This window comes from Nocardiopsis xinjiangensis YIM 90004 (assembly GCF_000341145.1).
Lineage (GTDB): Bacteria > Actinomycetota > Actinomycetes > Streptosporangiales > Streptosporangiaceae > Nocardiopsis > Nocardiopsis xinjiangensis.
This window is the reverse complement of record NZ_ANBE01000011.1, coordinates 86,278-112,109: the sequence shown is the minus strand read 5'-3', so window position 1 is coordinate 112,109 and position 25,832 is coordinate 86,278. Positions and strand designations below refer to the sequence as shown.

At 70.6% G+C, this 25,832-nt stretch carries 21 protein-coding genes and 1 pseudogene; 12 read left to right on the top strand and 10 right to left on the bottom strand.

The window, feature by feature from the left end:
• The first annotated feature begins 2 nt into the window (after positions 1-2).
• The 4 genes and pseudogenes from D473_RS28025 (at position 3) to D473_RS28010 (ending at position 3,220) form a co-directional block, all read left to right on the top strand.
• A complete protein-coding gene (locus D473_RS28025) occupies positions 3-911 on the top strand; it encodes a hypothetical protein (protein ID WP_026126714.1) in 909 nt (302 codons plus the stop codon).
• A 274-nt stretch (positions 912-1,185) separates the two neighbouring features.
• A pseudogene (locus D473_RS28020) lies at positions 1,186-1,428 on the top strand (AAA domain-containing protein); the annotation flags it as partial.
• Positions 1,429-1,721: 293 nt separating this feature from the next.
• Positions 1,722-2,114, top strand: a complete 393-nt coding sequence (locus D473_RS28015; protein WP_026126713.1) for a hypothetical protein — start codon at positions 1,722-1,724, stop codon at positions 2,112-2,114.
• Positions 2,075-3,220, top strand: a complete 1,146-nt coding sequence (locus D473_RS28010; protein ID WP_026126712.1) for a DEAD/DEAH box helicase — start codon at positions 2,075-2,077, stop codon at positions 3,218-3,220. The genes D473_RS28015 and D473_RS28010 overlap by 40 nt, the downstream gene beginning before the upstream one ends.
• Before the next feature lie 178 nt (positions 3,221-3,398).
• On the opposite strand, the gene D473_RS27625 is transcribed toward D473_RS28010, so the two are convergent.
• Entirely contained in the window at positions 3,399-4,835 is a 1,437-nt protein-coding gene (locus tag D473_RS27625; RefSeq protein ID WP_026126711.1) for an MOSC domain-containing protein, read from the bottom strand.
• A 268-nt stretch (positions 4,836-5,103) separates the two neighbouring features.
• Between D473_RS27625 and D473_RS0107765 the strand changes: the two genes are divergently transcribed.
• Positions 5,104-7,278, top strand: coding sequence for a WD40 repeat domain-containing protein (locus tag D473_RS0107765; protein ID WP_017608515.1), 2,175 nt, complete (start codon positions 5,104-5,106; stop codon positions 7,276-7,278).
• A gap of 115 nt (positions 7,279-7,393) precedes the next feature.
• On the opposite strand, the gene D473_RS0107760 is transcribed toward D473_RS0107765, so the two are convergent.
• Positions 7,394-8,107, bottom strand: coding sequence for an SWIM zinc finger family protein (locus D473_RS0107760; protein ID WP_017608514.1), 714 nt, complete (start codon positions 8,105-8,107; stop codon positions 7,394-7,396).
• Between the two features lie 101 nt (positions 8,108-8,208).
• Positions 8,209-8,940 (bottom strand): TetR/AcrR family transcriptional regulator, encoded by a 732-nt coding sequence (locus D473_RS0107755; RefSeq protein WP_017608513.1) that lies wholly within the window; start codon positions 8,938-8,940, stop codon positions 8,209-8,211.
• 247 nt (positions 8,941-9,187) lie between these two features.
• On the opposite strand from D473_RS0107755, the gene D473_RS28005 reads away from it, so the two are divergent.
• The 3 genes from D473_RS28005 to D473_RS0107745 are packed head-to-tail and all read left to right on the top strand — an operon-like array spanning position 9,188 to position 10,969.
• Positions 9,188-9,814 carry an ATP-binding cassette domain-containing protein gene (locus tag D473_RS28005; RefSeq protein WP_241474726.1) on the top strand — a complete coding sequence of 209 codons (627 nt, stop codon included), beginning with the start codon at positions 9,188-9,190 and terminating at the stop codon, positions 9,812-9,814.
• Positions 9,811-10,179 carry a hypothetical protein gene (locus D473_RS28000; RefSeq protein ID WP_241474725.1) on the top strand — a complete coding sequence of 123 codons (369 nt, stop codon included), beginning with the start codon at positions 9,811-9,813 and terminating at the stop codon, positions 10,177-10,179. Before D473_RS28005 ends, D473_RS28000 begins: the two co-directional genes overlap by 4 nt.
• Positions 10,172-10,969 carry an ABC transporter permease gene (locus D473_RS0107745; RefSeq protein ID WP_033352929.1) on the top strand — a complete coding sequence of 266 codons (798 nt, stop codon included), beginning with the start codon at positions 10,172-10,174 and terminating at the stop codon, positions 10,967-10,969. Before D473_RS28000 ends, D473_RS0107745 begins: the two co-directional genes overlap by 8 nt.
• 255 nt (positions 10,970-11,224) lie before the next feature.
• Here the strand turns inward: D473_RS0107745 and D473_RS0107740 are convergent, their stop codons facing one another.
• Entirely contained in the window at positions 11,225-12,370 is a 1,146-nt protein-coding gene (locus tag D473_RS0107740) for a hypothetical protein (protein WP_017608511.1), read from the bottom strand.
• A gap of 362 nt (positions 12,371-12,732) precedes the next feature.
• Positions 12,733-14,010, bottom strand: coding sequence for a cation:proton antiporter domain-containing protein (locus D473_RS0107735; protein ID WP_017608510.1), 1,278 nt, complete (start codon positions 14,008-14,010; stop codon positions 12,733-12,735).
• Between the two features lie 208 nt (positions 14,011-14,218).
• Between D473_RS0107735 and D473_RS0107730 the strand changes: the two genes are divergently transcribed.
• Both D473_RS0107730 and D473_RS0107725 read left to right on the top strand, forming a co-directional pair.
• The gene (locus D473_RS0107730) at positions 14,219-14,587 is read left to right on the top strand and encodes a cupin domain-containing protein (protein WP_017608509.1); all 369 of its coding nucleotides are present in this window, start codon (positions 14,219-14,221) and stop codon (positions 14,585-14,587) included.
• 40 nt (positions 14,588-14,627) lie between these two features.
• A complete protein-coding gene (locus D473_RS0107725) occupies positions 14,628-15,317 on the top strand; it encodes a DUF1028 domain-containing protein (RefSeq protein ID WP_017608508.1) in 690 nt (229 codons plus the stop codon).
• A 6-nt stretch (positions 15,318-15,323) separates the two neighbouring features.
• Here the strand turns inward: D473_RS0107725 and D473_RS0107720 are convergent, their stop codons facing one another.
• Positions 15,324-16,220, bottom strand: a complete 897-nt coding sequence (locus D473_RS0107720) for a GntR family transcriptional regulator (RefSeq protein WP_026126710.1) — start codon at positions 16,218-16,220, stop codon at positions 15,324-15,326.
• Between the two features lie 136 nt (positions 16,221-16,356).
• Here D473_RS0107720 and D473_RS0107715 point away from each other — a divergent pair, with 136 nt between their 5' ends.
• A complete protein-coding gene (locus D473_RS0107715; RefSeq protein ID WP_017608506.1) occupies positions 16,357-17,142 on the top strand; it encodes a MerR family transcriptional regulator in 786 nt (261 codons plus the stop codon).
• 292 nt (positions 17,143-17,434) lie between these two features.
• On the opposite strand, the gene pdxA is transcribed toward D473_RS0107715, so the two are convergent.
• The 4 genes from pdxA to D473_RS0107695 all read right to left on the bottom strand — a co-directional run bounded on the left by pdxA (position 17,435) and on the right by D473_RS0107695 (position 23,207).
• The gene (gene pdxA / locus D473_RS0107710) at positions 17,435-18,475 is read right to left on the bottom strand and encodes a 4-hydroxythreonine-4-phosphate dehydrogenase PdxA (protein ID WP_017608505.1); all 1,041 of its coding nucleotides are present in this window, start codon (positions 18,473-18,475) and stop codon (positions 17,435-17,437) included.
• The gene (locus D473_RS0107705) at positions 18,472-19,662 is read right to left on the bottom strand and encodes a four-carbon acid sugar kinase family protein (RefSeq protein WP_017608504.1); all 1,191 of its coding nucleotides are present in this window, start codon (positions 19,660-19,662) and stop codon (positions 18,472-18,474) included. Before D473_RS0107705 ends, pdxA begins: the two co-directional genes overlap by 4 nt.
• A complete protein-coding gene (locus tag D473_RS0107700; protein ID WP_017608503.1) occupies positions 19,659-20,693 on the bottom strand; it encodes a 2-keto-3-deoxygluconate permease in 1,035 nt (344 codons plus the stop codon). Before D473_RS0107700 ends, D473_RS0107705 begins: the two co-directional genes overlap by 4 nt.
• A gap of 201 nt (positions 20,694-20,894) precedes the next feature.
• Positions 20,895-23,207 carry a HelD family protein gene (locus D473_RS0107695; protein ID WP_017608502.1) on the bottom strand — a complete coding sequence of 771 codons (2,313 nt, stop codon included), beginning with the start codon at positions 23,205-23,207 and terminating at the stop codon, positions 20,895-20,897.
• A 353-nt stretch (positions 23,208-23,560) separates the two neighbouring features.
• Here D473_RS0107695 and D473_RS0107690 point away from each other — a divergent pair, with 353 nt between their 5' ends.
• On the top strand, positions 23,561-25,819 hold the full coding sequence (locus tag D473_RS0107690) for an anthranilate synthase component I (protein ID WP_017608501.1): 2,259 nt from the start codon (positions 23,561-23,563) through the stop codon (positions 25,817-25,819).
• Positions 25,820-25,832: the final 13 nt, after the last annotated feature.

Genomic DNA, 25,832 nt, shown 5'->3' with positions numbered 1-25,832 from the left:
CCGTGAGGGGGGACAACAGCAACGGCGTGCGTCCCTCGCCGTTCAGCGCCGCTGTGGTCCGGGGGCTCTCGGGCGCGGCATCCGATGCCAACGGCGACGGGTGGATCGACGAGCTCGACCTCTACCAGTACGTCCACCGGGAGGTGGACCAGCTCGGCACCCAGCGGATCATGGGATTCGGCTTGGGGCTCAGGGGACCGCTGGTCCTGGCACGGCACACCGGGTCGGCCACGGCGGCCGCCCTTCTGGGACAGATCCAGGACGCACAGGACCGCAACACCGGCACGGATGCCGTGAACGAGGGGAACGCAAGGGACGGTAACCGTTCCTACAGGGCCGGCCGGGCGTACGGAACGAACGCGGATGAGGACGACGGGACCTGGCGATGGGACGCGCTACTGGACTACTACCGTGACTGTCTCCGGCGCCAGAGCGTGCTGCAACAGCTGCCCGACGCCGATGGCCGCGAGGTGGCGGCCTGCAACATGGGATCGGAACGCCTGCTCAGTGGCGCGTCGGAACGCTGGGCCCTGCACGGGGTGGCGGACACCTTGGCGCGGGCGGCCGAGAGGGAAGGAAAGCCCCTGCGCTACGGCTACCCCGCTGTGGTGTTCTCTCCCGCTTCGTCAGGCAAGAGGAAAGCGCGCACCAAGGTGGCGCCGCTCTTCGTCATGGACGTAGAGGTCACCGAGAAGGAAGGGCAGCGTTCCCTCACCCCGGTCGGCGAATCCGAATTGAATCGCGAACTGCTGGTATCGGCCGAGGAATTGGACGAGAGCGCCATCGAGGACCTGGTCGACTGGTTCCGGGCCGATTGGGGGCGGCAGTGGTGTCTCCGGGCTGGCCGACAAGGCACGGTCGGTCTGCGAGCTGGTGGCACTGGACCGCGTCGACGACCTGGTGGCCGGTGAACTGAACGACAGCTTGGACGTAGGGCGTGCGGCCCGCAAGAGTGCCCAGAACACAGCGGTGTTGTACAAGGCAGACACCGCCGCTGCCGCTGTCAAACAGCTCCTCGGCGATCTGGACCATCGAAGCAGAACGGGTATCGCCGTCGACAAGATCCGTGAGACCGCATTGGGCAGTTTCTCCGCCCCGCTGCCCGCGGATGCTTCCGCCGCCCCCGCGTTGCCCGTAGTGACCGGTCGCAGCAACACGGCCCAGGAAGAGGTCCTCGACTCGGCCATGAGCCGAACGCTGACCGTGGCCACCGGCGCCCCTGGCACCGGTAAGAGCGAATTGATCACCTCCGTGGTCACCACAGCGATCGCCGACGGGCAGTCGGTCCTCGTGGCTTCCACCAACAACACCGCTGTGGACGAGGTCGTCCGAAGAGCCAACGAGCTGCACGCCGACGCAGACCTGGTCATCCGCACCGGTAACAGAGAGGAACGAGGAAAGGAACCGGCGATCCTCGACCGCCTCCTCTCGGCTCGCTGGGAGCACACCGATCCCACAACCTCGAAGGAGAACCTCGCCATGCACCGCAGGCGCCTGGAGCGAGCACAGGGCGAGCTGCACAGCATCGGTGAGTCCGAGCGCCGTCTGGCGGTCCTGGCGGGGCCGCGGGCCAAGGAGATCGACACCTGCCCAGCGGGATCGGACCCGGCAGTTTCGCAGGCGGGCCCGGGCTCCGTTCCTGGGCACACAGGGCCGAGCGCGCTTTGGAGAGCCGGTGGACGGGCTGGTGGCACCGATGGCGCATCCGCCGGAGCCTGGGTGTGGAGGGCACTCGCGCCGAGCTGTCCGCCCTGCTCTCCTTTCTCACCACTGAGCAGGAGTGGCGCACGCTGCGGTCCGGGCTCGAGGGCAAGGACGCCCCGGAGCAGATCAGTGAACGTATGCGGCAGGTACGCGAACAGCGCCGAGAGGACAGCCGCGCCTACCTCGTGTCCCGGGTGGCCCAGGTGCTTGGGGTGGGACGCTCGGTCCTGGATCAGCGCCTGCGCAACCTGGAGGCCGGGGGCACCGGTTGGAAAGGCATGCGCCGGCTCGTGCGGGTGGCGCGTGCCTGGGGCACCACATCCCGTTCGGTCCGAGGGGTTTCCCGCCCGATGCGGCCCTGTTCGACCTGGTGGTCGACGAGGCCAGCCAGTGCACCGTCTCCGATCTGATCCCGCTGCTCTACCGAGCCAAGCGTGCGCTGGTCATCGGCGACCCGAACCAGCTCCAGCCGGTGCATCCGCTCGACCCCGACGAGGACCGCAGGATCCGAGCGACCCACCAGTTGAGGGAACAATGGCTCGAAGACCGTTCCTTGATCCACAGCGGCTCCTCGGCCTACCACGCAGCTGCTTCGGCACTGGCCGGCTCCGGGGGAGAGGTGCTCTGGTTGGACGAGCACTACCGTTGCCACCCCGACATCGTCACCCCGGTCAACCGGCGCTTCTACGCAGGGCGTCTGGCGGTGTGCACCTGGACCGCCGACCTGGCCGTGGCCCCCGATCGGGCGGTCCGGTGGCTCGACGTCCAGGGTCGTCCTGAACGTCCCGACGGCCGTTCCTGCAGTAATCCCGAGGAGGTCGACCAGGTCGCCGAGCTGGTGGACGAACTGGATCGCACGTTGCCCGAAAATGCCGACATCGGTGTCGTCTCGCCCTTCAGAGCTCAGGTCAGAGAGATCGAGCGCAGGCTGGGTACCCGAGTGGGAGACCGTATCCGAGTGGGGACGGCCTACACGTCCCAAGGCGGTGAGCGCGACGTCATCGTGATCTCGCCGGCCGCCGCGCAGGGGGTCAAGCGTACGACCGGTGACTGGGCGGCCCGGCAGCAGAACCTGTGGAACGTCGCGGCCACACGGGCCTGGGCCGGGCTCTATGTGGTGGGTGACCGGGAATACTGGAGTGAGCGGGACGGGCTGCTTCGCGACCTGGCACATGGTGCCGACAGGGCGGACGGGCCGGGCCTGGCCGAGCCCCGTGCGCGGCTGTTCGAGGCACTCGGTGACGCGGGGGCACAGCCGCGGGTGCGGGTAACTCGGGGCGGCTACACCTGCGACCTGCAGATCAGTACCCCGTACGGGGACACGGCCGTCTTCGTGGACACGGCGGGTGGCGGCGACCCCGGCGCCCTCGATCCGGGGCGGACTTTGCAGCGCTCCGTCGATGAGGCGGTCCTGTTCGAGCAGATGTCGGGTCTACGGACGGTGATGAGGGTTCCCGCTTGGCGCTGCTTGGCCGAACCCAAGGCGGTGTGCGACGAGTTGCGCGTCGGCGGGTGAGAGGGCCCGGTCCCCTCCATATGCCATGCGAACACCGCTGGGGCGGGCTCTCTGTGTCCGGGCTCCCCTGAGCGTACGAGAGGCATGGTTTGTGAGACAGACACACGGGTCTGCGGTCACAGGCGGTGCTCGGCACCCATCTCCGCTCGAGGTCGATTCGCATTGGATTTTCGCCGGCTCAGGACGTTCGGCCGGAGCGGGCGGCTTCTGCGGGGTCGGTGTGGAGTACGTGGACGCCCTCTACGGAGGAGATCACGATCGTGCCGTCGGTGGTCACCTGCAGGTCGTGTACCCGGAGAGGCACCGGCCAGGGAAGGACGACCTTCTCGGGGGTCTCCGTGTCCAGGAACAGATAACCCAACTGTCCCGGGACCTCGGGGGAGTGCTCTGGCTTTCGGGCCAGGACGGCGACCGGGCGGCCGCCCCACTCGGTCACCCGAGACACGACCGTCAGCACTTCCTCCACACCCCAAACGTCCCGTGAAAAGACCGGCTCCATCTCGGGCAGGGTGAGGATGCTCCCGGCCTCGGCGAGGTAGGTACGTCCGGCCGCGCGGGCGATCTCGACGTTCCGATCCTCGGGGACCCCGTTATGGAGACGGATCTTCCCCACCCAGGATCCGTCCTCCGCGCTGTAGACGTAGACGAAGGGCGCGTTGATGACGGAGAAGTCCTCGGTTCCGAATTCGACGACCTCCTCGGTGCTGGCATGGGCCAGATAGCCGTGCCGCAAAGTGAGGCGTTCGCTGACCTCTGTGTAGCGGAAGTGTGCATCGACGAGACCATCCCCGACCGGTTCGCCGGTGGCCAGATCCACCGCCCACCACTCACATTCGTAACCGATCCCGTCCTCGTGCAGGAAGAGCAGGTCACGGCCGCCGTAGCGGCCCAGAGCCAGCTCACAATCGTCGAGGCGCAGCCTCTCGCCCGCGTGGGGCAAGGGGAAGGTCTGCAGAACGGAACCGTCGCGCAGGTCGGCGATCTTCAGGGCCCCGATCACGGTGAACGCCAGGACCGGTTCGGGGCCGAGCGCGGGGAGGTCGCTCAAGTGGACCGGGTGGTCGAAGGAGTGCACGGGACTCAGAGCCCGGCAGGTCCTCAGATCGAAGGCGATCGCCCGGTAGAGGTCACGAGCCGGACCGGTTCCGCGTTCGGTCTCGAACGTGACCAGCAAAATGTCCTGGACCCGTTGGAGGCGCGCCTCACCCCGATCCGCGCCGAGCAGACGCATCTCCCGGATCGTGCTCCCCCGGTCTGCTTCGGTTCTCCGGCACATCGGTCTCCCGCCCTTCTCCTCGTTCTGGGGCAAAGGCCCAGGGGGACCGAAGAGCCCTTGGCCCGAAGGCACCCGGCCCATCGAGGACAGGCCCAACTCCTCCCGCCGGCGCGGGTGGTGCTCGGACGGGTGGACGGACACGGCCTTGTCCGGACCGCCGTGATGAGGCCGATCAGCCTGTTCATCGCCGGTGACGTGGTGTTGCTCGACCCGGACCGGTTCGCTGAGGGCGGTCTTGCCGCTCGCGCCGGACCAAGAGTCTCCGGTGTCGTCGTCGAAACGCTGGACCGGGCCGACGTGCACCGAAACCACCCGGGCGCGGGGCAGGGGATCGGCCATGGTCACCGATCGCCGTCACGAACACAGGAACGAGGCCATGGTGCTACACACGAGATCACCGCCTCGCACCAGGCCCGGTGTATCGCCTCCACCTAGCTCTTCACCGCAGCCCTTCTCGCCCAGGGGAGCGGACAGATGGTACCCGGAAAGCGGCGACAACGGTGAACCGAACCGGGAGAAACCGGCAGAACAACCGTGGGTGGCCGGAATCGGCCACCGAGCCGGGGATTCGTGGTCTCCTGTGACCGTTAACGTGCCGAATGTGGACATGCCCGAACACGCTCACGACCACGCCGCCCGGATCAGGGACTACGCCACCCTGGTGGAGCAGGTCGCCACCCGGGGCCCGCAGACGGTGGCCGACGAGATCGAAGCCCAGGTGCCCGGAGGAAGCGACCTCTCCTCCCCGCCGGGGCATCTGCGGTGGCTGTTGCTGAGCCACGCCCACCTGCTCGTGCGCCCCCACGGCCGGGACGAGGTGGCCTGTGTCCTGTACGACCTCCTCGCTCCACGGCCCTCGGTGTTCGCGTGGCTGACCGGTGTGGAAGAGGCGTTGCCCCCGGTGCGATTGAGCGCCCGGGGGCCGACGGGGGTACCGGACGACACCCGTCTCGTACGGATGCTCACCGGTCACCGCGCCCCGGTGCGCTCGCTCGCGTGGTCCCCCGACGGCGGACGCCTGGCGACCGTCGGCGCCCACGACGCCTCCGTGTGGATCTGGGACCCGCACGACTGGAGCCGGCAGGAGCGGCTCGACATCACCGGTGCCGCCCTTGACCGGGCAGTGTGGAGCCCCGACGGACGACGGCTCGCGGTGCTGGGCGAGAGCGACCGCTTCCCCGACGTGGGCGAGACCGAGGCGGACGACATCCACGGATGGAAGAGCCGCGTCGAGCACGTACGCATGGTGCTGGTCTTCGACACCGAGACCTGGAAAGAGATCGCCGCCACCCCCACCGCGCCACGGTGGGGGGCCGGGGACCGTCCGGTCATCGCCTGGTCACCCGACTCCCGAACGCTCGCCATCGGAGAGGACATCGGCGTACGCCTGTGGGCGGTGCAAGCACGAGAGCAACCGGCCTGGCTCGGCCCGGTGCCGGACGTACGCAAGATCCTCGACCTCGACTGGCATCAGGACGGGACCCTGATGGCACTGGCGCAGAGGGAACAGCACCTGGACGCGGGGAGACCGTCGGTACCGGCGAGCATGGTCGTGACCTGGCCGGCCCCGCACACCGATCCGGAGTTTCGGAGCTGGCACGAGGGCTTGCCCGGACGTCCGTACACGGGGCTGCGCCGACACCCCGACGGCGTGCGGGCCTGCCTGTTCGCCGGGCGGGGACCGGACCTGTGCGAACCCGACGGCCCAGGAATGCTGTGGCAGCGCAGCCGTCTCGGCCATCTGGGTCCCCAGACCAAGGCGGTGGAGTGGTCCCCCGACGGGCGCAGGCTGGCCGAGTTGCGCTCCCGCCACCAGGGATGGGCCGACATCGTCCTCTGGGACACCGACCGGGACCAAGAGCCGTCCGTGTCCGCACGGATCGACTGCGCTCCCGAGGAGACGACGGCGCTGGCGTGGTCACCCGGGGGAGACCTGTTGGCCACGGGCGGGGTCGGCGGGGTACGCCTGTGGAGACCGGAAGCGGGAAAGCGCCATCATGGTGGTTTCGACACGCGGGTCACCACACCCGTGTGGAGCCCCGACAGCGCCCACGTGGCGGTCTTCTCCCCGGTCACCGACGAATGGTTCGTGCTCGACGCCCGCGACCCGATCGATGCGGCACCGCTCGGCCGGGAGTGCCCCTTCCCCCGCCGCGACCCCGGGACGGAGAAGGAACTGATCGAGGTCGCGCGCCATGAGGGAAGGGACTACGACCTCTACACGAGCATGTACGGCCGCCATGTCCCCGATGCGATCAGCCCCGGGCAGGAGCTGTACGCCCTGGCGGGGACCGGCGCCCCCATCAGGGTCTTCGACCTGCTGGCCGGCGGTAGCCGCCAGTTGGGGGAGGAGGGGCCCGGGGGCCGGTGGGTGCTGCTCCGGTTCTCCCCGGGAGCGGACCGGTTGGTCAGCCTCCATCGGCGGACCCTGGACCGCGAAAGCGGCGGGGCGTGGGAAGAAGAGATCGTGCTGACCCTGTGGGACGTGGCCACGGGTCGGTGGAGGGCCCGTGAACGGATGCGGCAGGACCGCGGGTCGCAGACCCGGCGGGTGGATCACCCACGCGCCCTCGCCGTCAGCCGTACACACCTGGCCTGGTGCGGAGGGGACGGAACGATCGCCCTGCACGACTTGGCGACCTTGAAACCCCTGAGCCGCACGAGGACCACCGGGGCCACGACAGGTCTGGCGTTCTCACCCGACGAGAGCTCGCTCGCGGTGGTCGGCGAAGGCGGGGTGCGTGTGGTCGACCTGATCGGGGGCGAGGGCCGGCGCCAATGACTCCGCCCGGGGCGGCAGAACGAGGGCGGGAAGCCGGATCACCGAGGGCCGGCTCAGCGCCCGGCCGGGCCCTCGGCCGGGCGCAGACATGCCTCATCCGGAGATCAGAGGTGCCTCACTGGGCGATGGGAGCGCCGACAACGCTGTTTGCTCCCGCCTCGCTCTCGTACAGCTGGTCCAGGGCGGCGGCGATCTCACCCTCCAGGTCCTCGACGAAGTCTTCCGCGTCCTCGGTGTAGGCGCACACGGCCTCGAAGAGCTCAGCGGCGGCCTCGGCCCGGCCGCCCTCCTCCAGCATGCGCACCGTGTCGGCGGCGGTGTGCACGGCACGGGCGTAATCGGCCGCCTGTTCCTGGGGTACCGGTTCGGACACCTCCAACGCGCTCTCGAACAGAGTGGTCAGCGTGCCCGTGTCCCCGGACGCCACTGCGGCCCGGACCTCCAGGTCCAGGGTCAGGGCGGGGGAGTGCTCGGTCTCGGCCAGCAGGAGCCCCACGAGGCTCTCCTGGTCCAAGGAACGCAGGTGGGCGGCGATCTCGGGTACCTGGGGAGCCCGCTCACCGTGCTCGCGCTCGAAGAGGTGCACCAACCCCACCGCGACGACGTGTTTGCAGCAGTGGCCCTCCAGAGCCCAAGGGCAGTCGCAGCCCCAGGAGAAGTCGCCTTCATCGGTGATCTGGACGCGGTAGCGGGCCGTCCCGCTCACGGTGGCGTGTACCCGGCCCTGGCTGAAGCGTCGGCCGCACACACGGTCGAGGTAATCCAGCGCGCGGTCGAAGGAGGGCTGTCCGGCGATGTCGAGCAGGTGTTCACGCGAGAGTTCAGGCATGGCCGAAGTCAACCAGAAGTCCCGGGCCGCACCGAACGGGAGCCGTTGCTCAACCCTCGCCCGGGCACGCTCGCCGAAGGCCAGGCCTGTTCCGGGCGGGTCTACTCGGAGGCATCGGTCTCCACCGAGCTGTCGTCGAGCAGGCGTTGTACCTGTTCCACGGTAGGCAGTAGTGAGGTGTCGCCGGGCCGGCCCGTGTCGCCGGTCGAGTCACCGAGGAGCCGTCGCATCCCCAGGCGCAGCAGGGACCCGTCCACCGAAGCGACACCGCTGAGCGCGAGGACGGACACACCCTGCTCGAGCGCGGCCATGAGCTGGGCGACCTCATCGCCCGCCAGTGCTTCGTCCGGTGCTCGGTGGTCGCTTGCGACACGCTCGTAGGCATCGAGCAGTGTCCGGATCCGGATGCGCAGCGCAGGGACGAGCGTGTCGTCCCGGGCGGCGGTGGTGATGAATTCCAGCGTTGCCAGTTCGAACCCGCGCACCAGTTGCTCAGCCCGGTCCCGGTCACCGGCGACCTCTGCCGGAAGGGGGGCCCTGTCGGCCCCGGTGCTCCCGGCGGGGGCCAGAGGATCCCAGTCCTCACCACGCAGCGTGCTCAGGTTGTGGTCCAGCACTGCGAGAAACAGTTCGGCCTTGCCACCGAAGTTCGAGTAGACCGCTCCTTTGGAGAAACCGGCTGTGTCGGCGATCTCCTCCAACGAAGCGCCGTGGTAACCATCACGGCTGAAGTTCATCAACCCCGCCTCGATCAGAGCGTTGCGGGTCTGCAGCTTCTGCTCGGCACGAGTCCGTCGTCTCCGTCGTGCGGGCGTCTGCCGATGTTGGTCCATGCCCCGCAGCCTAGTACCGCACCAGCCAAGGTTCGCTCCGCCGCGGTCCTGACCGACACAGCACCGGCTCTCGGCGCGATGCTGCTCAGCGATGCCTCAGCTCAGTACACCCGCTTCGAGGCCCCCGCAGGGCCTTTCCGTACTGAGCGACCCGTCCATTTACGTACTTCCGGCATAGGGATACTTTTGTCATCTGGATACTGCTGGTATCTCAAATCTGGGCAGCGAAGCAGCTACGGAGATCACGATGGGTGACGCGATACTCGAGGTCGAAGACGTGACGCGGCGGTTCGGCCCGGTCCGTGCGAACGACGCAGTCAGCTTGCAAGCCAGGCCCGGCGAGGTGGTCGGACTGCTCGGACACAACGGCGCCGGCAAGACCACCCTGGTTTCCCAGCTGGTCGGGCTGCTTCGGCCCGACAGCGGGTCCATCCGGGTCGTGGGGGTCGACGCTGATGAACACCCTGCTACGGTGCGCCGCTGCGTGGGGCTGCAGGCTCAAGCGCAGGCGCCTTTGGACGGGCTGACGCCGAGAGAGGCGATCGAGATCGCCGGGCGGCTGCGCGGCATGTCCCGCGTGGCCGCCCGGGAGGCCGCCGAGCGCATGGCCGATGAACTGGACATCGGAGAGTGGTTCCACCGGAGGGCCGGGCCGGACGGTGGGGGGATCTCCGGAGGGGTTCGTCGCTTGACGGCGTTCGCCATGGCAGCGGTCGCCCCCGTGCCGCTGGTCATCCTCGACGAGCCGACCAACGACGTGGACGCGGCNCCGCGCCCCGCCGTAGGCGGCTGTGGAGCATGGTCCGCCGGCTCGGGGACGAGGGTGCCGGGGTCCTCCTGGTCACCCATAATGTCGCCGAGGCCGCACATGTGATGGACGAGCTGGCGGTACTCGACCGCGGTCGGGTGGTCGCTTCGGGAACACCGGCCCAGTTGCGCGCGGCCGAGGGCGGGGAGCTGCGCCTCGAACTCTCCCTGCCGCCGGAGGGTGAAGATCCGTCCGAGCTCCTCGGCGAACTGCCCGTCCGGTTCGCTCGCCGTGCCCGAACAGGGCATCGGGTGTTGTTGACCCTTGCCGCCTCCGATGCCGCGCGCGCGGTCGCCTGGGCCACCGCGCTTCGCACCGCCGACCGAATCGAGGGATACGCCCTCTCACCGATCACGCTCGAGGACGCCTATCTCGCAGCCACGGCTGAGGGTGGGGCGGCTCCGAGCCGTGAGGAGCCCGCCCATGCCTGAAACGAGCGTGCGTACGCAACCCGAACATCGGATGCTCACTGTTCCTGCGCGCGCCGGTATGGGGACGACGGTCTGGACCCTGCTGCGTTGGACGATGGCCCAGACCGGGGCGATGCTGCCGCTCTTCATCGTGGTCCAAGCGGCCATCGCGGGAGCTGTCGTCGTCGGGTTCGGTCTCCTCATCCCCGATATCGACACGCCCACGGCGGAACTGTTGTCCACCGGGGCCCCCACGATCCTGATCCTGGTGATCGGCTTGGTCCTGTGCCCGTGGGGCGTGGCCGCTGCCCGCACCAGCGGCACCCTCACCTACCAACGGGCGCTACCCGTGCCGCGACCACTGCTGCTGGTGTCCGATCTGATCGTCTGGCTGGTCATCGCACTTCCGAGCATCCCGGTCACGGTGCTGGTGGCGCGCCTGCGCTATGGGATCGAGTATTCGATCGATGGGCCGTTGCTGGTGGGAGCGTTCGTGCTCTCCACGGTCATGGCCGTATCGGTGGGGTATGCAACAGCGATGCTGCTGTCGCCGATGCTGTCGCAATTGGTCAGCCAGGTGATGGTGTTCTTCGTCATGCTCTTCTCACCGGTCACCTTTCCGAAGGACCAGCTTCCCGACTGGTTCCGGGCCGTCCATGAGGTACTCCCCTTCCAGGCCGCTGCCGATCTGCTGCGCGCCGGCCTGCTGTCGGACGGATTCGAGCCGAGCGGTCAGGCCTTGGTGGTCCTTCTCGTTTGGTGCCTGGTGGGGTTGACCATCAGTGTTCGAGCCATCATCCGGCGTGCTTAGGGGGCCTTCGACGCGTCGTTGGCCGGCGCTGGAGGAGGACGAAGCTCTGGCGAGGACCGACAGCGCGAACCGGAACGGCCGCTGGTCCAACCCCTGAGTGCGAAGCTTCCGGCAAGCGTGAACGGGAACGTGCCACCGGGGCCGGAGGGGCACTCGGAGCGTCTCACGGACGACCGAGCCACTCCGCCCCGCAGGGCGGCACCGGCATGGACGGTTGCTGGACGGGACACCACGACCGGTCACGTCCAGCGCCCCTCACCGCTCCGGGTAGCCGGCCCAGAAGAGCAGTTCCTCCGGCGGATCCAGGGGCGGCAACGCCGGATCTGCGGCACCGTTGTGCCAGTCGTGCGCCCGGACCGCCTCGAAGCACAGGCGCCACCAGCGCCCACGCTTCTCGGCTTCGGAAACGTCGGGCAGCCCGCGGGTCAACTCCCGGGCCACATCAGAGACGACGGCGAGGTTGTGCGCATGCGCGGCCTCGGCGCTGCCCTCCTGTCCGAGCACGGAATAGGGCCGCCCGACCTGCCCGTGCCCGCGTTCCTCGCCCCACCTCAGGCAGGGCTCGCAGCAGCACCGTCCCAGGCCTTCCAGATGCACGGTCGCCGTCGGCCCGGCCAGGTAGGTGAGCAGGCGCCGGTGCAGGATCCCGGGCCGGACGGGAGAGGCCGGCGGGAACGGCTCACCGGGGTAGGGCTTCGCGTCGACGGCGGTCGTGGTCTCGTCGAAGGAGACGAAGGAGGCGCCGTGGGCCAGGGCATCGAGCGCCGCCAGGCCGGGGCCGAGTACGGCGGTGTCCGGGCTCTCGGTGACAACGCAGCGCAGCGCCCGGAGCCGCTCGACCGAGTCCACGGGGCTGTGTTCGGCATCCAGGACCAGGGCCTTGGGGATCCGTACCGAGTCCAACAGCGCCGCCAGGACCTGCGCGCCCGTCGCCGTCAACCAGCCCGGTCCCAGGGGGACGGCGAGCACCAGACGGTGCGTGCGGACGTCCTCCACCAGGCGCACCGCTTCCATGAGCGCCTGAATCCCGGCCTTGTCGCAGGTCAGGAGTCCGGTCGGGGTCAGAACGAGATCGAAGGGAGCGGACCACCGGTCGAGCTCGGCCAAAGCCCGCGGGGGATCCCCTTCGGGGTTGAACAGGCTCGGCGGGGTGAAACGGAACGGGTGTCGGGGGGTGGCCGTCTCCGTCCGGTACCGCGCCGGGTCCAGGACCAGTGGGCGAGGACGCCCCGACCCCACGGTCCAGCGGTGCTGGGGCGGGACCGGACCCGCGGGCAGAACGGCGCCCGCAGCGGACTCGGGCACATGTTCCAGGAGTGTGCTCGTGCTCTCGCGCAGGTGGAGCAGGACACGGGAGAGGGGATCGGACGAACGCGGTAGTGGGTCGGGGGAGCGCGGCACCGCTTCACCTCGTGGGTCGCTCTGTGGCTGTGTGGAGAGGCATTCCCCTTTCGGTGCGCTTCTGTGGTCGATTGTCCGCTTGTGGTCACGCACGGAGTCGATGTGTGTTCCTCGGGTAGGCCCATCCGGGCCCAGGTCCTGAAACCGCCGGAACCGAGTCGCACGCCCGTGGCCGCAGTCCTCTCACGGACACACGACGGACCGACCCTCAGAACCGACCGGTGGCTGACCCGGCTCAGCCACCGAAGACCTTCGCGGGGCCGGTTCGACAGGGCCGGTTCGAACAGAGCCGGTACCGCGGGGCCGTCCGTGGCGTCCGGCCCGAACGCTCGTTCCAGCTCCGGCCGACTTCGGCACACCTCCTACCGCTCCGGGGGAGGGCCCGGATCAGGCCAACGGCGGGGGTGCTCGGTGACCTCCGCGTTCTCGGGGGCCGAGGAGGGCAGGTCCTGCGCACGACGGGCGTAGGACCGGGTCCAGGGCGTGTCGGTGATGCCGTGCGCGTACACGCTGAGCAGCACCGTCACCCCGACGGCCACCAGGATCCGGTCACTGACCGCGGTGTCGAACTGCTCGACCACCATCAGCGCGAACACGATCGAGGCCAACCCGCGCGGCCCGAACCAGCCCAGGAAGAGCACCGTCTCCAGACGCAGCCGGGTACCGAGCGTGGCCACAGCCACAGCCAGCGGACGCACCACCACAAGACTCAGCACGGCGTACACCACGATCCGCCAGTCGACGTCACCGAGCCGGGGACCGATGACCAACGCGCCGAAGAGCAGGAAGGTGAGCATGCTGACCAGTTCCCCCTCGCGTTCGGTGAACTGGTGCACGAACCTGCGATCGCTGCGGGCGGCCGTACCGAACAGGAGCCCGGCGGCGAACGCGGACAACAGGCCGTTGCCCTGAATCGTCTCGGCCGCGGTGTAGGCCACGGCGGCCAGCGCCAGGGGGAACAGGCGCCGGTAGGTCCCGTTGATCCATCCGGCGGTGTCGGCCAGGACCAGCGCCCGGCCCCCCAGACCGCCGACGGCCAACCCCATCAGCAGCCCCAGAGCAACCTCCTGCGCGGTCATGAACACCCAGTCCGGGGCCGAATCGGCCGCATCCTCCAGGTTGCCCGCCATCGCGGACAGGACCACCACCACGGGCAGGACGAGGCCGCCGTTGAGACCGCTCTCCACGTTCAAGCCCTGCTTGATGCGCCCCGGTAGACGCTCGTCGGCCACCACGGACTCACCCAGGGCTGCATCGGTCGGAATCAGCACCGCCGAGAGCAGCACCGCCCCGAGCAGCCCGAGGGTGGGCAGCAGGCCCCATGCCAACAAGGCGCCCAGGGCCGCACCGAGCGGCAGGCCCGCGCCCAGCAGCCGGAGCGGGAGGTGGTAGTCCCGGCGCAGAGCGCGCAGGTCGATCCGGACGGCGTCGCTGAAGAGCACCAGCACGAGAGTGGCCTCGGTCAGGATCCGTACCACCTGGCCGGGCACCGTGCCGTCCAGGACCCCGGTGCCGGCCGGACCCAGCACCAGGCCGCCGGTGACGAAGACCATCGGAGCCGTCAACCAGGCACCCCGTGTCCACCCGGAGATGAGCGCATAACCCAGGAACAAAACCGAGATCGCCAGGACGACGGCCAACGGGTTCGACCTTCCTCTCCGTGCCGCTCGGGGCTCCGCCGGACCGGACACAGAGCTGTTCCGGCAGTGGGAGCGATCGTGTCAGCACGAAGACGGACAAGCCAGAGGACGCTCGCGGGCACGCCGAGGCGAGGATGGGCGCCCTGCGGCAACGGACCGTGAAAAGCTCGACGAAGGTCGAGCCGAGTCGAGCCCAGGGAGAACCGCCATGGCGCACGAGAACCCGCAGTTCAACCTCGTCAGCACCGGCATCGAACAGCTGCAGGAGAGCAACCCGGGCCAAGAGGGGCGAGTGTCCCCCGAACGCCTGTACTCCGGGCAGGACGTACGCATCATGCACCTGGTACTGGACGCGGAGATGGCCGAACACCGCGCCCCCTCACCGACCGTGGTGCAGGTGCTCCAAGGCCGCGTGCGCTTCGACATCGAGGGCGAGGGCCACGATCTGGGGGCCGGTGGTATCGTCCACGTCGCCGCCGGGGTCCCGCACGCACTCACCCCGGTCGGGGGCGCGGCCCGCATCCTCATCCACCTGCTCCACCCGGTACACCGAGGCCCGGGCGAGTACGGACAGTGAGCCCGGGTCGGCCCACGCTCCGAACCGAAAGCGAGGCCGGTTGTACGCAGGGACCTTCACGCTCGTGGCCCATGACCCCGCCACGGGCACGTGCGGCGTCGCCATCAGCAGTCGGATGCCGGCGATCGGTGCGTTCACCGTGTTCGCCCACGCGCGGGCCGGTGCCGTGGCCACCCAGGCGCTGATCAACCCCTTGCTGGGCGCCGACGCCCTGGAGCTGCTGCGGTCCGGCCCCGCAGAAGACGCGCTGGAGCAGGTCCTGGCCACCGACCCGGACGTGGACTCGCGCCAGGTCGCCCTGGTCGACACCGAGGGCCGCCCGGCCGCCCATACCGGTGAACAGACCCACCCGTGGAGCGGCCACCGGCTGGGTGAGGGCTACGCCGTGGCAGGCAACATCCTCACCGGGGCCGACACGCTCGACGCGATGGCCGCCCGATTCGAGGCGACGGCGGAGGAACCCATGGACGAACGGTTGCTCAGCGCCCTGGAGGCCGGGCAACAGGCGGGGGGCGATCGTCGGGGACGACAGAGTGCCGCACTGTACGTGCACACCGGCAACCCCTACCCCTACCTGGACCTGAGGGTGGACGAGCACCCCGACCCCGTGGCCGAACTGCGCCGGGTGCACGGGGTCGCCCAGCACGAACTCCTGCCGTTCGTGGAGGCCCTGCCCACACGCGCGCGCCCGGGTGGTTCCTTCGAACGGCTGCTGGAGTTCGGCGACTGATGGCCCTCAGCCCCGTCGGCGCAGGTGCGCCAGCTCGGTGCGCAGCTCCTCCACCAGGTCCCAGGCGCGTTCCAGGGGCCGGTCCTGGCAGCGCTCCTCCTCCGGCGGGGCGGGCACCGGCGCGGAGGAGGCCGCTCCCGCCGGGGGAGCGAGGCTGACCCGGTCCACGCCGTCCTGGGCCTCGATGTCGAAGACCACACGGTCGGAACGGTGCCAGCTCTCGAACCACTCCAAGGGGGAACCGTCCTGGTCGAAAGTGCCGCCCTCCAGCAACAACAGCGGCGACTGGGCGGGCACGTCGAGGCCGCGGGCGATACGCGGGTCGGCCGGCACCGCACGGATCTGGCGCCGGCCGCTCGTGGGGGAGGCGCCGAAGGAATCGCGCATGACCCGGTGCAGGGAGGCGTCGTCCAGCATCCGGTCGGTCAGCCCGGCGAACCGGCGGCGGGGCAACCACGTACGCACGTGCGAGAGGGGCTCGCCGCCGACCGAACGCAGGCGTTCCAGACGCAGCAGCTCGTCCGTGCCCAGATGGCGGGTGGCCGCGGGCGGAGCGGTACGGACGTGGACGAGCGAGACCACCGCTGTGGACAGGCGCAGCCCCTCCGAGGAGAACTGGTCGTGCAGCCCGGTGACCCGCTGCACCAGCCGGTGGTGTTCGGTGGGAGCGGCCGCCACGGGGGCGCGCCCGCGCGCACGGTGCACCGTGCCCTCGTCGATGAGGGTGCCCAGGGCCTGGCGGACCACGCTGCGCGAGACCCCGTAGCGCTCGCGCAGGGCGGCCTCGCTGGGCAGGGTCTCACCCGGGGGTATCGACCGGTCCCGGATCTCCGCGCGAAGGGCGTCGGCCACCTGGGCGTGCAGGGGGCGGGTCTCGGAGCGGTCGACAGGCATGGGCGCCATTTTAGGGCTCCTGGCGCGGTCACGGGCCTCACGGGCCCCGCGGCGGGCCGGGTCTTGCACCTCACGCGACGTCAGGAAATAACGTGCTCCTCCAGTGCCGCGACGAGCGGCGCAGCAGCGACGAGGAGGGGCGGACATGGGGAGCGGCGCAGACCCGGGCGGGCCGGGTGGACAGGCCTGGAAGGTGGGCGAACTGGCCCGCCGGACCGGGTTGACGGTGCGTACCCTGCACCACTACGAGCAGGTCGGACTGGTGCTGCCCGCCCGGCGCAACGGTGCGGGCCACCGCCTCTACGGCACGGAGGAGGTGGAGCGCCTCTACCAGGTGCTCGCCCTGCGTGAGCTGGGCCTGTCCTTGGAACGCATCCGCGGACTGCTCGATGCCGCTCCGTCCACCGCAGGCTCGCTCCCGCCCTTGGGAGATCTGCTCGCCGAGCAACTCGCCCAGGTGGAACACCGCCTGCGGGTCCTGCACGACCTGCGCGGCACACTCACCGCCCTGGTCGCCACGGCCCGGACCGGACCCGGACTGGACGCCCCCGCGCTGCTGGAACTCATCGAAGGGATGACCACCGTGAACGAGACCTTCAACGCCCATTTCACACCGGAACAGATCGCGGAGCTGGAGCGGAGGCGGGCCACGCACAGCGATGCCGTCACCGACGTCATCGACGCCTGGCCGGCGCTCCTGGCCGACGTCGGGTCCGCCGTTGCCGCCGGCACCGACCCGGCCTCCGCGGAGGCCGCTGAACTGGCGCGGCGCTGGGCCGAACTCCTGCACGGCTTCCACCGGGGCGACGCCGACATGCGCGACTCCCTGTACCGGATGCGTGAGGAACACGCCGAGGAGGTCCAGTCCCACGGCGGGCCCTCACAGGAGGCGATCGACTTCATCACCCGCGCCCAGCAGGCACATTCCTGACCGGCGCGCTCTGCGGACCCGACCCGGGCGGACAGGCCGGGAAGGCGCTGAGTCGGCCCGACCGGGAGCCGGCTCAGCGGCCCCTCTTTCTGAGACCGCCGAGCTCCTTCTCCGCCGGCGACTTGACCTTCTTCTTCACCTGTCGGGGCGGACGCGGGCTGGGCGTCGTGGTCAGCAACGCTGGGCCAACTACCGCATCCCGGCCCGCTCGAGCGCGGTCTCGTTGCGGAAGGACGACGGATCACCGTTTCCCGAGGGGATGGTGCATCCGTCGTCCTTCCTCGGCCCCCGGTCAGGTGCCGGAATTGGTCGCCCTCCACACGTGGCGCCAGCCGGGGGCCAGCTCTGCGGCGCGGCGCATCGCCAGTACCAGGCTCGCCTCGCGGGCGATGCCCTGCCCGGCGATGTCGAAGGCGGTCCCGTGGTCCACGGAGACCCGAACGACGGGCAGGCCGGCGGTGATGTTGACGCCGTCGTCGCCGTAGACCGCCTTGAAGGGCGCGTGGCCCTGGTCGTGGTAGCAGACCGCGACCAACTTCCACTTGCCGTTGACGGCGGCGGGCACGAGCGCGTCGGCGGGCAGCGGGCCGTGGGCGTTGATGCCCTCGGCGCGGGCGCGTTCGATCGCGGGCTCCAGTACGTCGGCGTCCTCGTCGCCGAACAGGCGGTTCTCCCCGGCGTGCGGGTTGAGCCCGGCCACACCGATGGGTTCGTCCGCCTCGCCCTGGGCCTTGGCGAAGGCGCTCATCAGGCGCAGGACCTCCAGGGTCCGCTCCTGGGTGATGTCCCCGATGGCCTGGCGCAGCGACACGTGCGTGGTCAGGTGGAAGAAGGACAGCTCACCGGCGGACAGCACGAGGCTGTAGTCGCTCACACCGAACTCGTGGGCGAGCAGCTCGGTGTGCCCGGGCCAGGGGTGGCCGCCCATGTGCATGGCGGCCTTGTTCAGCGGCGGGGTGACGATGCCGTCGACCAGGCCGCGCTTGGCCAGGTCGACCGCTTCGATGACAAAACGTGCGGCCCCGTCGCCGGCCTCGGCGCTGAGCTCGCCCAGGGCCACGTGCCCCAGGGAAGGACCGGTCTGGACGAGGTCGATGACCCCGGGCTCGTCGGCGGCGTCCTCGGGGCTGCTCACCGGGTTGACGACGGCCGGATCGGCGCCGATCGCGGTCACCGCCCGGCGCAGGGCGTCGGCGTCACCGACGACGACGGGCCGGGCGTACTCGCGTACCTCGGGATGGTTGAGCAAGGACTTGGCGGTGATCTCCGGGCCGATACCGGCCACGTCCCCGAGAGTGATGGCAAGCGTGGGGCGTTCGGTGGGACGGCTCATGCGTTCTGGCCTTTCGTGTGGCGGACGGTGTCGGCGGCGTCCAGGAGTGCGGTGGGAGAGCCGAAGCCCCCCGCCTTGGTGACGATGGCGAGCCCGTGCCGGGGACCGCCGGAGACGGTCCCGATCGGGATCCCGGGTGCGACCTCGCCGGTGAGGGCGATCGCGCGGGCCTGCATCTGGGTGGTCAGGGCCCGGGCCCCGTCCCCGCCGGTGACGACCAGGCCGGCGATTGTGTGTTCCTCGGCGATGTGTGCGGCCAGGCCGCCGAGGCGGCGGGCCACGTCCGCGGGGGACAGGGCTCCGTCACGGTCCTCGGGGGCCACCAGGGCCAGGCGCGGCGCGTGCGGGTCGAAACGCTCCAGGACGGTGCGGCTCCAGGCCTGCCACGCCTCTTCGTCGGCGAGGTCGGCCGCGCCGGGCCGCTCCACCCGGGTTCCGGGCTCGGCGGCCAGGCACGCGACCTGTTCGCGGGTGTTGCTGTGCAGCGAGGTGACCACCACCAGGGAGGGCCCGTGCGGCTGCTGGAGCGCCCAGGCGTGGGCCAGCTGGGCGGCGAGCCCGGCCGAACCCACGGGTACCGCGTCGGGACCCAGGGCGGCCACGGCGGCGGCCACGCGCCCCAGGTCGGCCTCGGTCTCGGCGTCCACGACCGCCACGGGCCCGGCAGCGCGCAGGAGTTCGGCATCCCGCCGGGTGTCGGTGCCGGTCAGGCGTACGTACTTCGCCCCCAGCAGCTCGTCCACACGGCTCTCGGTGACCGGGGTGACCGGGTCCTGTCCCACGGCGGTGCGGTGGACCTCGGTCCCCTCGACGAGCAGGACCCCGTCGCGGACGGTACGGCCGTTGGCGGGGAAGGCGGGGCAGACCACGGCGACCGCGTCGGGGCCCCAGACCTGCAGGACGCCGTCGATCTCGGCACGGATGGGACCGCGCAGAGTGGAGTCGACCTTCTTGTAGAGCAGGTCGACCCCGGCGGCGCGCAGGTCCCGCACCGCCTCGCCGGCGGCCTGTGCGGCATCGCCGACGGGCAGGGCACGCGAGTCGGTGGTCACGGACACGACCTCGGCGGCGGTCCCGGAGGCCGAGAGCTGGAGCTCGGTCCGCCACCCGGCGCGCACGAATTGGACGGCGGTGTCTCCCGCGCCGGTCAGGTCGTCGGCGACCACGGCGATGTGCGGGCCGGTCATGAGCGCTCCTCCCCTGTGTTGCTCTCGGCCTCGACCGGGGCCTCTTCGTTCTTTTCGGCCTGGGCCGGTTGGGCTCCGGCGCGGCGCAGCACCCACGTGGTGACCACCGGGGCGAGCAGTGCGGTGACCAGGACACTGGCCGCGACCTGGGAGGTGGCGGTGCCGACGTAGGAAGCGAAGGAGGGGTCGGCGGCGGCGACGATGGCCGGGGTCGCCACGGCGTTGCCCGAGGCGGTACCGGCGGCGAAGCCGATGCCGGACTCCTTGCCGCGGCGCAGCAGGAAGCGGTAGCCGAGGTAGACGAACCCGCCGGTGATCAGGGTGATGACCGCGCCGAGGAGGATGCCGGTCAGGCCGCCCTGGGCGACGTCGGCGAGGTTGATGTCGGTGCCGAGCGCGAACGCGAAGAACGGGATCACGATCGAGGGGACCGGCTTGAGGGCCTGGCTCCACTGGTGGTCGATGTTGCCGATCAGGACGCCCAGCAGGAACGGCACGATCGCGGCGAGCAGGGTCACGAAGGGGATCTGTCCCAGCCCGGAGGCGCCGATGAACAGCAGGGCGAAGAAGGGGCCGTCGTTGACGGCGCCGGCGATGTAGGCACCGCGGTCCTTGGCGCGTCCGTACTGGCCGGTGATGGCCAGCCAGAGGCCGCCGTTGGCGTTGGTGGCGGCGGCCATCATCGCCAGCACGGAGATACCCAGGACACCCTCGGGCCCGGTGAGCATGGCCAGGGCGATGACGAGCAGGCCGGGGACGAGGCTCTTGCCGAGCAGGACCACACCGGTGGTGGCCAGGACGGGCCCGCTGGTGCGCAGGCTGACCTGGGTCCCGGTGGCGAAGATCAGCAGCGCGATGAGCGGCATGGCGCTGTCCTTGAACAACGCGGTGGTGAAGCTGCCGATGTCGAGGGCGGCCGGGGCGAAGGTACCGATGACCGAACCCAGGACCAGGGGAATGAGCATGGCCCCGCCGGGGATCTTGTTCATCCAATGGAAGAGCGGGACCGGTGACCCGTGGTTGTCGCGCATGAGTGTCCGTTCGCAGGGGCCCCGGGCGTGGCTGTACCCGGGGCGTGACGCATATTGTCCGTACAGATTGTACGTACAGAATCGTGCTCTGCCAACGCCCGTGCACATAAGTTCACAGGCCAGAGCCGTGCCAGAGCCCTGAGAGCGCCCCGGAGTCCCGTACACGCAGGGCTTTCCGGAGCGCTCCGGCCTGTTCGTGGATCACACTTCCGCTCTCTCCCGCAACCGGTTCAACACCGAGGGCAGTCCATCCGAGTGCGCCACTGTCAGACGCCGCGTGGCACGGGTGACACCCACGTACAGGTCGTTGGCCCCGCGCGGCTGCTCCAGCACCGTCCCCGGCTCGACCACGATCACCGAATCGAACTCGAGCCCCTTGGCCTCGGTCGCGGTCAGGGCCACCACCTCCTGGGACAGCGCATCGCGCCCCGGCGCCGGACGAGCCGCGCCGGGCACGGCCATGGCGACCCCCTCGACCAGCCGGTCCGCGGTGATCAGCGCCAGACGCCCCTCACCGAGCTCGGCGAGCTCCTCCTCGACCAACCCCGGAAGTGCCTCCGCCCAGGGGCCTTCCAACGCGACGGCGCGAGGGGCCTCCCCCTCGGTCCGTACCGACTCGGGCGGCTCCTGCCCCGGTTCGGCCCGGGCCAGCACGTCCGCGGCCACCGCCATGATCGGAGCGGGGGTGCGGTAGTTGACGCGCAGGTGCTCCACGTGCACCTTGCCCGGGGCGTGGTGCTCCAACGCCTGGGTCCAGGAGCCCGCCCCGCCCGCGCCACCGGTCTGGGCCAGGTCGCCCACCACCGTCAACGACCGGGTCGGCACCCGCCGCACGACGGCGCGCCAGCCCATCGCGGACAGCTCCTGGGCCTCGTCGACCACGGCGTGCCCGTAGGCCCACTCACGATCGGCCCCGGCCCGCTCTGCGGTGGTGCGCTCGGGGCCGCCGCCGTGGTGGAAAGCGGCGAAGTCGGCGACCTCGATCCGGTTGTCCTCGTGCATCCCGGTGGCCTCCAGGGCGCCCTGGGCGTAACGGATCTCCTCCTCCTGCTCTGCCCGCCTGCGCCGCTCGGCCGCCTGCTCGGCGCTGTTGTCCTCGCCCAACAGTTCGGCCGCCTCGTCCAGGAGCGGAACGTCCTCGACGGTGAAGGGCGCTCCGCTCTCCCGGGCCAGCAGCACACGCTCGTGTGCCGAGAGCCCAGCGCTTTCGCCCGCACGTTCCAGGGCCCGGGCATCGCTCCAGAGACCGTCGAGCAACTGCTGCGCCGTCAAGTACGGCCACAGGGCCTCCAACGCCGTGTGGACCGGGTCCTCGAACCAGAGCCGCTCGGCCAGGAACGGCAGGTCCTCCTCGTCCACCGGCCGTTCGAGCAGGTGCGACTCGGCGCGGGCGAGCTCCTGCAGCAGGGTGGTGACCACGTACTTGCGGGCGACGTTGTGCGCCAGGCCCAGGCCGCGCGCGGTCTCCAACACGTGTGTGCAGGTGGCGCCGGGCACGGTCACCGTGCCGGCGTCGGTGGCCACGTGCAGGTCCCCGGTGCCGAAGGCCTGCTCGGGGGTGCGCTGATGGTCCCGGACCGCCGCCCGCACCAGGTCGACCATCCGCACCGACCCCTTGACCCGGGCACGCTCGTGGTCCTCGTGTTCGGTGGCGCTCACCCCGGGCACGAGCTCGCCGAGGGTGCGCATGACCGCCTCGCTCTCGCCCAGGGCGGGCAGGACGTCGCCGATGTAGCGCAGGAACGCCGGGTTGGGCCCCAGCACCAGCACACCGCGCCGCTCCAGGACCCTGCGATGGGTGTAGAGCAGGTAGGCGGCACGGTGCAGGGCCGCCACGGTCTTGCCGGTGCCCGGGCCGCCCTGGACCACCATGATCCCCGACAGCGGAGCACGGATGACCCGGTCCTGCTCGGCCTGGATGGTCGCCACGATGTCGCCCATGCGCCCGGTGCGCCCGCGCTGCAACGAGTCCAGCAAGGCGGCCTCGCCGACCAGCCCGTTGCGTTCGGACTCCGAGAGCCGCTCGGGGTCGAGCACGTCGTCGTCCAGGCCCACCACCCGGCGCCGGCGCACCCGCAGGCTGCGGCGGCGGGTCACGCCCTGGGTGTCGAACGGGGTCGCCGCGTAGAAGGGGCGCGCGGCGGGGGCGCGCCAGTCCACCAGGATCGTCTCGTACTCGGAATCACGCAGGCCGATGCGGCCCACGTAACGGGCCTCGGTCTCGTCCTCGCCGGGGTGGGCCAGGTCGATGCGGCCGAAGCACAGCCCTTCCTCGACCGAACCGAGCTGTGCGCGGCGCCGGCTCTGCTCGAAGACGCGGGTCTCGCGCTCCTCCAGTGCTGCGTACCCGGTGCGATCCTGGGCGTGGGCCTCGGCGAGCCGGCCCTCGGTGTTCTCCCGCAGCTCGTCCAGGCGCCGGTACATCCGGTCGACCCGGGCCTGTTCGGTGGCCAGGGCCGTGTGTTCCGCGGAGGCGCTGACGGTGCTCTCGGCGTCTGATTGACCGTGGTTCATGAGCGTGATATCCTGACCGTGGAATAGATGTGAAATCATCTCTTCTGAGCTGAAGAGCTCCGTATTCTAGCACGGAGCTCTCCTTTTTATGTGCCCTGTGCCCAGGTCCGTGCTCTGTGTGCTCGCCCTGCCCGCGCGACTCACGCCCGCGCCCCTCTCCCCACCACTGCGCACAGCGGTTACACTCGTGGCCATGGCAAACGTGAACCCCACCCAGTGGTGGCGCCGCCTCTAGGCGGCGCTCGAGGAGTTCGCGTACACCCGAGACAGCGACCGCCCCGTACCGGCGGTCGTTCTTCGTGTCCACGGCCCCGGTCGCGCGGTCCCCGACCAGCTTCCGCAAAGGACCGCCCGTGAAGCCCAGCCACGAGCACACCAGCACCCACCGCACCCGGGGCGGGGTCACCGTCCACCGCCACGCCGCCCCGTGCGAGCCCGACGTCCTCACCCAGCTCGTACAGGACGTCGAGCACCGCCGAGGGGGCGTCCTCTCCTCCGGCATGGAGTATCCGGGCCGCTACGACCGCTGGCACCTGGGCTACGTCGACCCCTGCGTCGAGGTCTCCACCCGCGACCGCGACGTCACCGTCGAGGCCCTCAACGAACGCGGCCGGGTCCTGCTGCCCGTCCTGGCCCAGGCGCTGACCACCGTCGCCCCGCTGCACACCAGCACCGAGGACCGGGCCGCACTCACCGTCCCCGAGCCCGACCCCGGCGCCTTCTTCACCGAGGAGGAGCGCAGCCGCCGCCCCAGCGTCTTCACCGCCGTGCGCGCCCTGATCGAGGCCATGTCCAGCCCCCAGGACCCCAACCTCGGGCTCTACGGTGCCTTCGGATACGACCTCGCCTTCCAGTTCGAACCGGTCGAGCGCCACATCGCCCGCGACCCCGGGGACCGCGACCTCGTCCTGCACCTGCCCGACGCGATCGTGGTCCGCGACCGCAAGCGCGAGACGTGTGTGCGCTACACATACGAGTTCACCGTCCCCGGCGAGGGCACCCGCGCCGAGGCGAGCACCGAGGGCCTGGCCAGGCACACCGGCCCCACACCGCCCGTGCGCGCCGCCCAGGTCCCGGCCGGTCCCGAACCCGGCTCCTACGCCCGGGTGGTCGCCCGCGCCAAGGAACGTTTCCGCCGCGGCGACCTGTTCGAGGTCGTGCCCGGCCACCGCAACTACGCCCGCTGCTCCTCGCCCGCCCGCTTCTACGAAATGCTGCGCGAGCGCAACCCTGCCCCCTACGAGTTCTTCTTCAACCTCGGCGCGGGCGAGTACCTGGTCGGGGCCTCCCCGGAGATGTTCGTGCGCGTCAGCGGGCGGCCCGGAGAAGGACAGCGGGTGGAGACCTGCCCGATCTCGGGAACCATCCGCCGCGGCGAGGACGCCCTGGGCGATGCCGAGAACATCCAGGAACTGCTGTCCTCGGACAAGGAGAAGTCCGAGCTGACCATGTGCACCGACGTCGACCGCAACGACAAGTCCCGGGTGTGCGAACCGGGCAGCGTGCGTGTCATCGGACGCCGGCAGATCGAGATGTACTCGCGCCTGATCCACACCGTCGACCACATCGAGGGCACCCTGCGCCGCGACTTCGACGCCCTGGACGCCTTCCTCACCCACATGTGGGCGGTAACCGTCACCGGGGCCCCCAAGACCTGGGCGATGCGCTTCATCGAACAGAACGAGTCCAGCCCCCGGCGCTGGTACGGGGGCGCGGTCGGTGCCCTCAACTTCGACGGTTCCATGAACACCGGCCTGACCCTGCGCACTGCCCACATCCGCGACGGGGTCGCTTCGGTGCGCACCGGCGCCACCCTGCTCTACGACTCCGACCCCGAGGCCGAGGAACGGGAGACCCTCCTCAAGGCCAGGGCGCTCATGGAGACCCTCGCCCTGGGGGAGGAGGCCGACCGCGACCCCGCGCAGGCCGCACCCGCACAGGCCGTGCCCGAACCCGCCCCGGCGCCTGCGGGCGAGGGGATGCGGGTCCTGCTCGTCGACCACGAGGACTCCTTCGTCAACACCCTTGCCGACTACGTGCGCCGCCACGGGGCCGAGGTCACGACCGTGCGCTACGGGCTCGGCCCCGAGCTCCTGGACCGGCTGGACCCCGACCTGGTGGTGCTCTCCCCGGGACCGGGACTGCCGAGCGATTTCGGCATGAACGAGCTGCTCGACGCGCTGGCCGCCCGAGAACTGCCGGTCCTGGGCGTGTGCCTGGGCCTGCAGGGCATGGTCGAGCACGCCGGCGGCGAGCTGCGCACCCTGGAGGAACCGGTGCACGGCAAACCCGGGCAGGTCCGGGTCTCCGGCGGGACGCTGCTGAGCGGACTGGGCGAGGACGAGCGCTTCCCCGCCGCGCGCTACCACTCCACCTACACGCTTCCCGATCTGGTCAAGGGCTATGAGGTCACCGCCGTGCTGGAGGGCGGGGCCGGGGAGGGGCCGATCGTCATGGGGATCGAGGACCCGGCCACCGGATGGTCCGCGGTGCAGTTCCACCCCGAGTCGATCCTCACCGCCGGGGTGGGCGAGGAGATCGTGGCCCGCACCCTGCGTTCGGCGCGCCGGCGAGGGCCGACAGCACGTTTTCCGACCTCGGGCCGTGTTTGATCGCCCCGTGACC